General features: G+C 73.5%; 6 protein-coding genes. 4 read left to right on the top strand and 2 right to left on the bottom strand.

What is annotated here, in order from left to right; all coding sequences use genetic code 11:
- Positions 1–763: 763 nt before the first annotated feature.
- Together ABZZ17_RS17655 and ptsP are read left to right on the top strand one after the other, a co-directional pair.
- A complete protein-coding gene (locus tag ABZZ17_RS17655; protein ID WP_356876902.1) occupies positions 764–1,213 on the top strand; it encodes a PTS glucose transporter subunit IIA in 450 nt (149 codons plus the stop codon).
- Positions 1,214–1,286: 73 nt separating this feature from the next.
- Positions 1,287–2,957, top strand: a complete 1,671-nt coding sequence (gene ptsP / locus ABZZ17_RS17650; RefSeq protein ID WP_356876900.1) for a phosphoenolpyruvate--protein phosphotransferase — start codon at positions 1,287–1,289, stop codon at positions 2,955–2,957.
- Positions 2,958–3,015: 58 nt separating this feature from the next.
- Here ptsP and ABZZ17_RS17645 read toward each other — a convergent pair whose 3' ends face one another.
- Together ABZZ17_RS17645 and ABZZ17_RS17640 are read right to left on the bottom strand one after the other, a co-directional pair.
- Positions 3,016–3,924 (bottom strand): hypothetical protein, encoded by a 909-nt coding sequence (locus ABZZ17_RS17645; RefSeq protein WP_356876898.1) that lies wholly within the window; start codon positions 3,922–3,924, stop codon positions 3,016–3,018.
- 68 nt (positions 3,925–3,992) lie between these two features.
- Complete coding sequence (locus ABZZ17_RS17640; RefSeq protein ID WP_356876896.1) at positions 3,993–5,969, bottom strand: acetoacetate--CoA ligase; 1,977 nt, start codon at positions 5,967–5,969, stop codon at positions 3,993–3,995.
- A 211-nt stretch (positions 5,970–6,180) separates the two neighbouring features.
- Here ABZZ17_RS17640 and ABZZ17_RS17635 point away from each other — a divergent pair, with 211 nt between their 5' ends.
- Together ABZZ17_RS17635 and ABZZ17_RS17630 are read left to right on the top strand one after the other, a co-directional pair.
- Complete coding sequence (locus ABZZ17_RS17635) at positions 6,181–8,544, top strand: TIM-barrel domain-containing protein (protein WP_356876894.1); 2,364 nt, start codon at positions 6,181–6,183, stop codon at positions 8,542–8,544.
- Between the two features lie 165 nt (positions 8,545–8,709).
- Entirely contained in the window at positions 8,710–9,210 is a 501-nt protein-coding gene (locus ABZZ17_RS17630) for a hypothetical protein (protein WP_356876892.1), read from the top strand.
- Positions 9,211–9,401: the final 191 nt, after the last annotated feature.

The raw sequence follows: 9,401 nt of genomic DNA, 5'->3' as shown, positions 1-9,401 counted from the left end.
CCTGAGCCAGGATCAAACTCTCCATGAATGTTTACCCGTAATCGGGTGCACACATCACTTAGAGCGGGCACGTCATGTCGGAATAAGACCGACGCGCCACAACGTCCTCGCTGTGTAATTGCCTACCAGCACCCGAAGGCCTGACAGGTCTTTTTCAAAGGAACCTCATCCACCGAAGTGGACGGGGTATCAACTTCTGGCGTTGATTTTTGGCACGCTGTTGAGTTCTCAAGGAACGGACGCTTCCTTTGTACTCACCCTCGCGGGCTTTCCTCCGGGCTTTCGTTCTGTGTTCTTGCGTTTCCGACTCTATCAGACTCTTTCGGGCCCGATTTCCTCGGCGCTTTCCAGGTCCTGCGCTTTCGCGCTTTCCCTTTCCGGCGGTTCCGACTCTATCAGTGCTTTTCCGTCCCTCCGACCAACTCTCCGTTTTGCCGAATGGGCACGCGGAAAGAAAGAAGTGGAGTCTGGATCGCTACTGCTGGAGGAGGAGTCCCGTCCATCGGTTGTTCGCGAGATGTTCACGCGGCACGTCCTGGCGGGAGTCACGACAGTACAGGGCCGTCCAGGCTCAGGCAAATCGTTTCACGCGTATGGTCTAGTCCACCGGTCTAGTCCACTAGTCTCCGTGCCAAAGGGCCGTCCGAGTCAGGACCAACATCGGGCGAACCTACACACTCCGTGACATATCCTTCTGAAGAGTATGCCGTTCGCGACACGTAGTGACGGCGACACGATGAAGCCCCACCCCTGGGAGGCCCCCATGACCAGCGTGACGTCCCCACTCGCCGGGACCGCCATCGGACTCGCGGCAGTGCCCGATCCGGTGTTCTCCGGCGCGATGGTGGGACCGGGCACGGCCATTGACCCCGTGCGCGAGCCCTCGGAGGCGGTGTCCCCCGTAGACGGTGTGGTCGTCTCCCTGCACCCGCACGCGTACGTGGTCGTCGACGGCGAAGGCCACGGCGTGCTGACGCACCTCGGGATCGACACCGTCCAGCTCAACGGCGAGGGCTTCGAGCTGCTCGTGAACAAGGGCGACACCGTGACGCGCGGCCAGGCCGTCATCCGCTGGAACCCCGCCGCGGTCGAGGCCGCCGGCAAGTCGCCGATCTGCCCCGTGGTGGCGCTCGAGGCGACCTCGGACTCCCTCTCCGACGTCGTCGAGTCCGGCTACGTGAAGGCTGACGACGCCCTCTTCAGCTGGCATTAAGCGGCCGCCTGCGCGGGCGAGTCGGACATCCAATGCGGCGGCTGGGGCCGCCGCTCAATCGGAGACGGGTGAAATGGAGACAACGCTGCGAGGCGTCGGCGTGAGCCACGGTGTGGCGATCGGCGAGGTTCGCCACATGGGCACGGCGGTCCTCGAACCGCCGGCCAGGCAGATCACCGCGGACGAGGCGGAGCGCGAACAGGGGCGCGCCCGCAAGGCCGTGGAAGCCGTGTCGGCCGACCTGATCGCGCGCGGCCAGCTGGCCGGTGGTGAGGCGCAGCACGTGCTCGAGGCCCAGGCGATGATCGCCACGGACCCCGAGCTGATGGCTGACGTCGACCGGCGGATCGCCGTCGGGAGCACCGCCGAGCGCGGCATCTACGACGCGTTCGCCAGCTACCGCGACCTGCTCGCCGGGGCCGGCGAGTACATGGCGGGCCGGGTCGCCGACCTGGACGACGTGCGGAACCGGATCGTGGCGCGCCTGCTGGGCGTGCCGATGCCGGGTGTCCCGGACAGTGACGAGCCGTACGTGCTGATCGCCCGGGACCTGGCTCCCGCCGACACCGCGCTGCTCGACCCGGCGCTGGTCCTCGGCTTCGTCACCGAGGAGGGCGGTCCGACCAGCCACAGCGCGATCCTCGCGCGGGCGCTGGGCGTGCCGGCGATCGTGGCGCTGCCGGGTGCCGGTGAGATCGCCGAGGGTACGGTCATCGCCGTCGACGGCAGCACCGGTGACCTGTTCGTCGAGCCCACCGCGGAGAAGCGTGCCGAGCTGGAGGCCGCGGCCGCCGAGCGGAAGGCGGCGCTGGCCGCCTCCTCCGGTCCGGGTGCGACCTCCGACGGGCACAAGGTGCCGCTGCTCGCCAACGTCGGCGGGCCGGCGGACGTGCCGGCCGCCGTGGAGGCCGGGGCCGAGGGCGTGGGCCTGTTCCGTACCGAGTTCCTGTTCCTGGACGACAGCAAGAAGGCGCCGTCCGAGGAGAAGCAGATCGAGTCCTACCGCAAGGTGCTCGAGGCCTTCCCCGAGGGCCGGGTCGTCGTACGCGTCCTGGACGCCGGCGCCGACAAGCCGCTGGAGTTCCTGACGCCGGCCGACGAGCCGAACCCGGCGCTCGGCGTGCGCGGGCTGCGGTCGCTGCTGGACCACCCGGACGTGCTGCGCACGCAGCTCACCGCGCTGGCCAAGGCCGCCGAGGGGCTGCCGGTCTACCTCGAGGTCATGGCCCCGATGGTGGCCGACCGGACCGACGCCAAGGCCTTCGCGGACGCGTGCCGCGAGGCCGGTCTGCGGGCGAAGTTCGGCGCGATGGTGGAGATCCCCTCCGCCGCGCTCCGGGCGCGTTCGATCCTGCAGGAGGTCGAGTTCCTGTCGCTGGGCACCAATGACCTCGCGCAGTACGCGTTCGCGGCCGACCGTCAGGTCGGTGCGGTCTCGCGGCTCCAGGACCCGTGGCAGCCCGCGCTGCTCGACCTGATCGCGATGTCGGCGGACGCCGCGAAGGCCGAGGGCAAGAGCTGTGGTGTCTGTGGCGAGGCGGCCTCCGACCCGCTGCTGGCCTGTGTGCTGACCGGTCTGGGTGTCACCTCCCTGTCGATGGGTGCCGCGTCCATCCCGTACGTGCGGGCGACGCTGGCCAAGTACACGCTCGCGCAGTGCGAGCGTGCGGCGGCGGCGGCGCGTGCCGCCGACAGTGCCGAGGAGGCCCGAGTGGCCGCCCAGGCGGTGCTGTCCGGGGAGTAGCCGGACGGCGGGAGCCGGATCGAGGGGCCTTCGCCGGTGGCGAGGGCCCCTCGGTCGTTCAGTGGTGGGGTCCGGGGACGTCGACCTCGTATCCCGGGCAGTGTTCGACGCCCGGTTCCGGGGCGACGGGTTCACCGGTGTCGGCGTCCGTGCAGTAGGCGTCGAAGACGGCCGCAGCGGTGAGGGCGACGAGGCGGCCGCGGTCCAGGCGCCAGCCGTGGACTCGGTCGCGGTGTCCTTCGGTGGTGCTGCGGAGCACCAGTCCCCCGGCGCCGCCGAGGGCGAGTCCGGCGGCGAGGACGGTCACGAAGTCGAGGCCTTCGCGGCCCTCGGTTCGCGGTGGGCCGGGCGGATCCCCCGCGGTCTCGGCGTGCAGGACCGCGACGAGCTGTTCCTCTTCGGTGGGAACGCTGCACACGAGGTGGTGGTGGCCGGGTCCGGCGCCGGCGAGGAGGCGTTCGAGCGTGCGGGCGGCCCGTTCGAAGGAGGCCCGTCCGATGTCCTCGCCGCAGTCGGCGCAGGTGCCGGCGCGGGTGAGCAGCACGGTCGCGCACTCCCAGGTGGCCTGCCGGACGGCCTCGTCCACGAGGAGCGGTACGAGTTCCTCGATGGGCTGCCCGGTGTAGGGCAGGAGCGGCCCGCCGGCGGCGAGTTCCGCGGTGAAGCGGGTACGGGTCAGTGCGGTGTCGGGGTCGAGGCCGTGTTCCTCGCAGTAGTCGGCGTACTCCTCGGGGTCGAAGAGGGCGACGGTAGTGTGGATGCCCTGGGCGGCGAGGGAGCGCAGCAGGGCGTCGACGTGCCGGAGGTAGTCGGTGTAGTCGTCGTGGTGGTCGAATCCGAAGCTGCGGTAGTCGCGCATGGCCGCGAAGTCCCCGGCGTCGGCGATGAGGCCGACGGTGCTGGGGACCTCGCGGCGCAGGCTGCGGCGGCGGGAGGCGTCCGTACGGGTGTGGTGCGTGCCTGACATGGTTCCCCCTGAGTGACGTGACGGTTTGCTCACTCAGAGTAATCAGGGCCACTGACACCGGGCCGGGGTCAGCTTCGGGTGCGGGCCAGTTCCTCGTAGAAGGCGAGGAGCTCCGGGTGGTCGACGGAGCCGGGGTTGACGGCCTTGGCCAGGGGGGTGCCCTGGAGGAGGCGCTTCACGGGGACCTCGATGCGCTTGCCGGTGAGGGTGTGGGGGACGGCCGGGACCTCGATGACCTCGTCGGGGACGTGGCGCGGGGAGAGCTGCTCGCGGATGGTGGCGGTGATCTTCTTGCGCAGGGCCTCGTCGAGGACGGCGCCGGGGGCGAGGTGGACGAAGAGCGGCATCCAGTAGCCGCCGTTCGGCTCCTCCAGACCGATGACCAGCGATTCCTTGATCTCGGGGAGGCGTTCGACGGCCTCGTAGATGTCGGCGGAGCCCATCCGGACGCCCTGGCGGTTCAGGGTGGAGTCGGAGCGGCCGTGGATGACGACGGAGCCGTGGTCGGTGAGGGTGATCCAGTCCCCGTGGCGCCAGACGCCGGGGAACATGTCGAAGTAGCTGTCGCGGTAGCGGCTGCCGTCGGGGTCGTTCCAGAAGTGGATCGGCATCGACGGCATGGGGGCCGCGACGACGAGTTCGCCGACCTCGCCGGTGACGGGCTTGCCGGAGGGGTCCCAGGACTGGAGGTCGGTGCCCAGGCAGGCGGCCTGGAGTTCGCCGATGTGGACGGGGAGGGTGGGGACGGCGCCGGCGAAGCAGCTGCACACGTCGGTGCCGCCGCTGACGGAGGCGATCCACAGGTCCTCGGCGACCTCGTCGTGGAGCCAGCGGAAGCCGTCGGGCGGGAGCGGGGATCCGGTGGTGGCGACGCACTTGACGGCGGAGAGGTCGAAGTCCCTGGAGGGGTGGACCTCGGCCTTGCGGCAGGCCATGACGTAGGCGGCGGAGGTGCCGTAGAGGGTGGCGCGGGTGCGTTCGGCGATGCGCCACTGGGCGCCGGTGTCGGGGTGGCCGGGGCTGCCGTCGTACAGGACGACGGTGGTGCCGGTGAGCAGGCCGGAGACGAGGAAGTTCCACATCATCCAGCCGGTGGAGGTGTACCAGAAGAACCGGTCCTCGGGGCCGAGGTCGCAGTGCAGGCCGAGCTGCTTGAGGTGTTCGAGGAGGATGCCGCCCTGGGACTGGACGATCGCCTTGGGGGCGCCGGTGGTGCCGGAGGAGTACAGGACCCACAGCGGGTGGTCGAAGGGGACGGCCTCGAAGACGGGTTCCGCGTCGCCGGAGGTGAGGTCCGCCCAGGAGAGGGTGCCTTCGGGGGCGGGCGTGCCGAGGAGGGGGATGTGGACGACGGCGCGCAGGGAGGGCAGTTCGGCGCGCAGCTCGGTGACGGTCTCGCGGCGGTCGTGCTGCTTTCCGCCGTAGCGGTAGCCGTCGATGGTGAAGAGGACGACGGGTTCGACCTGCTGGAAGCGGTCGAGGACGCTGCGGGCGCCGAAGTCGGGGGCGCAGGAGGTCCAGACTCCGCCGACGGCGGCGGTGGCGAGGAGGGCGACGACCGCTTCGGGGATGTTGGGGAGGTAGCCGCTGACGCGGTCGCCGGGGCGGACGCCGAGGCCGCGCAGTTCGGCGGCGAGGGAGCCGACCTGGCGGCGGAGCTCGGCCCAGGTGAGGGGGGTGGGTTCGTGGGTCTCGTCGACGGAGAGCAGGGCGGGGTCCGCGGCGCGGGCGGGGTCCTCCGCGGCGCGCAGGGCGTGCTCGGCGTAGTTGAGGGTGGAGCCGGTGAACCAGCGGGCGCCGGGCATGGAGCGGTCGGCGAGGACCGACTCGTAGGGGGTGGTGAAGCGTACGTCGAACCATTCGGCGACGGCCTGCCAGAAGACGTCGAGCTCGTCGACGGACCAGCGGTGCAGGGCGGGGTAGCCGCCGTCGGCGGGGGCGCCGAAGCGCTCGGCCGCCCAGGCCTGGAAGGCGGTGATCCGGGCCGCTGCGATCCGGTCGGGGCCCGGGGACCAGAGGGGTTCCGGCTGGGTGGCTGAGGTCATGGGTCGGCTCCCGGTCAAGTCTGTGGCTCGCGCTTCGTGTGCGTACGGTGCCACCGCGGCGTGGGTGTACGCGCGACGGCTCACAGGGACGATGCCATGTGATCGACATACGCACCAGAGCTGTCCGGTGCGGTCGGGGTCGGTCCTTGTGCGGGTGAACGGCAGCTGAACGCGGCCCGCTCGGCCGGGGGCCGGTGGCAGGGTGATCCGCATGGACGGTCGTGAGCTGGTGCGTGCGGTGATAGAGATCGGTTCGGCGCGCGGGCGGCGCGCCTGGCGCTCGGCCTGGCGCCACCGGCGGGCGGACGCGGCGGCGCTGCCGCGGCGGGGCGCGGAGCGGGCGCGGGTGCCGGGTCTGCTGGAGGGGACGCGGGCCCTGCCGGGCGGGGGTGTGCTGCGGTTCGCGCGGTCCGAGCTGCTGGTACGGGTCACCGTGGGCGGGGCGGTGTTCTGGGGCTGGGACGGGGCGGAGCCGGGGCCGTCGTACGCGCTGGCGGGCGGTGGGCCGGAGCCGGATCCGCGGGCGGTGCTGGAGCCGGACACCGGGGGCGGCTGGCGGGTGGTGTCGGAGCGGGTGACGGTGGCGGTGTCGCGGCACGGGGCGGTGGAGGTGCGGACTCCGGGCGGGGCGGTGCTGCGGCGGGAGCTGCCGCCGCGCTGGTGGGATCCAGTGGCGCCGGATGCCGGTGGGGCGCGGGGGGTGGAAGGGGCGCGGTGGCTGCAGCGGTCGGAGGTGCCGGCGGACGCGCGGTTCTTCGGGCTGGGCGGGCGGGCGTCGGGGCCCCGGTTGCGGGACGGGACGTACCGGCTGTGGAACACGGATCCGCGGGGCGGGTTCGGGCCGGGCGACGATCCGCTGTACATCACGATGCCCGTCCAGGTGGTGGTCGCGGACGCGGGGACGCACCTGGCGTTCTACGACAACTCCTGGGACGGGCGGGTGGTGTTGCGGGAGGGCGAGGAGGGGGCCGGTTCCGGCGTGGACCGGGCCGGGACGAGCGAGGTGCGGCTGGAGGGCGGGCCGGCCCGGTGCTGGGTGCTGACGGGGACGCCGGCGCGGGTGCTGCAGGGCTGGTCGGGGCTGACGGGCGCGGCGGCGGTGCCACCGGAGTGGGCGCTGGGGTACCAGCACGCGCGGTGGGGGTTCGGGAGCGCGGCCGAGGTGCGGCGGGTGGTGGCGGGGTACCGGGAGCGCGGCCTGGCGCTGTCGGCGGTGCACCTGGACATCGACCACTACGACGCCCACCGGGTGTTCACGGTGGACCGGGAGGGGTTCCCCGATCTGCCGGGGCTGGCGCGGGAGCTGCTGGGGCGGGGGGTGCGGCTCGTGTCGATCGTCGACCCGGCGGTGAAGGCGGGGGACGCGGTGCACGCGTCGGGCCGGGCGGTGGGGGCGCGGGGCGCGTTCGTCCGGGACGCGGGGGGGCGGGAGGTGCGGGGTGAGGTGTGGCCGGGCGAGTGCGCGTACCCGGACTTCACGGATCCGGCGGCGCGGGAGTGGTGGGGCGGACTGTACGAGGAGCGGCTGGCGCAGGGCTTCGCCGGTTTCTGGCACGACATGAACGAGCCGGTGTCGTTCGCTCCGTGGGGGGACGCGTCGTTGCCGCGGTCGGCCCGGCACGTGATGGACGGGGCGGGCGGGGACCACCGGTCGGGGCACAACGTGTACGCGCTCGGGATGGCGAGGGCCGGGTGGGAGGGTCTGGTGCGGCTGCGGCCCGACGAGCGGCCGTTCCTGTTCTCCCGGTCGGGGTGGGCGGGGATGCAGCGGTACGGGGGGACGTGGTCGGGGGACGTGGAGAGCGGCTGGGAGGGGCTGCGGGCCTCGCTGGCGCTGGTGCTGGGGCTCGGGCTGTGCGGGGTGCCGTACTCGGGTCCGGACGTGGGGGGCTTCGGGGGTTCGCCGTCGCCGGAGCTGTACCTGCGGTGGTTCCAGCTGGGGGCGTACCTGCCGTTGTTCCGTACGCACTCGGCGATCTGGGCGGGGCGGCGGGAGCCCTGGGAGTTCGGGCCGGAGGTGGCGGAGGCGGCGGCGGAGGTGCTGGCCGAGCGGGAGCGGCTGCGGCCGTACTTCGTGACGCTGGCGCACCTGGCGCGGCGGACGGGGGCCCCGTACGTGCGGCCGCTGTGGTGGGGGAACCCGGAGGACCGGGTGCTGCGGGACTGCGAGGACGCGTTCCTGCTGGGGGACGCGCTGCTGGTGGCGCCGGTGCTGGAGTGCGGGGCGGACCGGCGGGCGGTGCGGCTGCCGCGGGGGCGCTGGTACGACACGGTGACGGGGGCGGCGTACGAGGGGCCGGGGCAGGTGCTGCTCGACGCGCCGCCGGGCCGGGTGCCGGTGCTGGCGCGGGCGGGGTCGGTGCTGGCGGTACGGGGTGCGGACGGGGCGGTGGGGCTGGAGGCGTGGGCTCCGGCGCGGGGGCGCACGGGCGGCGGGGTGGTGATCCGGGATCCGGGGCCGGGGTTCGGGGCGGGCGAGGTGGAGCGGTACGCGGTGCGGTGGGCCGGGGAGGCGGTGGTGGTGGAGGACGAGTCGGGTGCGCCGGTGGCGGGTGTGACGGTGCGGGGGCTGTGACGTCCCGTGGGGCCCGGGCCTGTGGCGGCGGTGTAGGGCGGCTGTAGCGGGGCGGCCGAGCGTGGTTCGGAGCGGGGGCGGGCGGGGGACGGGACAGGGGCGGGAAGGGGGCCGGGGATGGTCTGGGCGAGCCCGGTACGGCCGGTGGCTCGGAGGTGGCGGCGGGTGGGGCGGGCGCGGTGGTTCGACGCCGCTCCGGGCGCCGAGGTGGTCGGGGTCTGGCAGGCGCTGACGGTGTGGGCGGCCCTGCTGGTGGTCCGGCACCCTGCGGGCGGGTCCTTGCCGGACCCGGTGCTGGGTGCGGCAACGGCGGCCGGGGCCGGTTTCCTGCACGGGCTGCTGCTGGTGCGGCCGTTGGCGGCGCTGGGGCGGTGGGGCGCCGGGCGCAGCGGCTGGCCGGAGCCGGCCGTCGTCGCCGTGCTGGCCGGCCCGGTGTCGGCGCCGGCGGCGGCGCTGGCGTGCTGGTGGCTGGGGTACCCGGAGCCGGGGTTCGGTGCGGTGTGGGCCGGGACCGCGGGCCTGGTGGTGGTGCCGCTGCTGGTGGGGGCGTGCCTGCGGGCGCGGCCGGTTCCGGTGGGGACGCTGTGGTCCCGGGGCGCGGCGGCGGCGGGCACGGCGGTCGGGGTGGTGGCGATGGCGGGGGCACTGGCGGAGCTCTGGCAGTAGGGCGAGACGTGCCGGCCGGGCCGTATCCGGCCGGTCTTCCGGGGCCGTGGACCGGCGGCGCCGGTCGTCGCCGTGGCGCAGGCCCCCCGCCCGGCTTGGCGGGCCGGCGGGGTCCGGCGGGCGAGCGGAGTCCGGCGGGACGGCGGAGTCCGGCAGGACGGCGGAGTCCGGCGGGACGGCGGAGTCCGGCG

Origin of the sequence: Streptomyces sp. NPDC006512 (genome assembly GCF_040611935.1) — a bacterium.
In the GTDB taxonomy this organism is placed as follows: domain Bacteria; phylum Actinomycetota; class Actinomycetes; order Streptomycetales; family Streptomycetaceae; genus Streptomyces.
The sequence above is the reverse complement of the archived record's forward strand: the minus strand, read 5'-3'. Positions and strand labels throughout refer to the sequence as shown.

Bases quoted from the DNA above. Each gene is read 5' to 3' on its own strand.
- ABZZ17_RS17645 (WP_356876898.1), bottom strand. From the start codon at position 3,924: ATGTCAGGCACGCACCACACCCGTACGGACGCCTCCCGCCGCCGCAGC.
- ABZZ17_RS17640 (WP_356876896.1), bottom strand. From the start codon at position 5,969: ATGACCTCAGCCACCCAGCCGGAACCCCTCTGGTCCCCGGGCCCCGAC.
- ABZZ17_RS17635 (WP_356876894.1), top strand. From the start codon at position 6,181: ATGGACGGTCGTGAGCTGGTGCGTGCGGTGATAGAGATCGGTTCGGCG.
- ptsP (WP_356876900.1), top strand. From the start codon at position 1,287: ATGGAGACAACGCTGCGAGGCGTCGGCGTGAGCCACGGTGTGGCGATC.
- ABZZ17_RS17655 (WP_356876902.1), top strand. From the start codon at position 764: ATGACCAGCGTGACGTCCCCACTCGCCGGGACCGCCATCGGACTCGCG.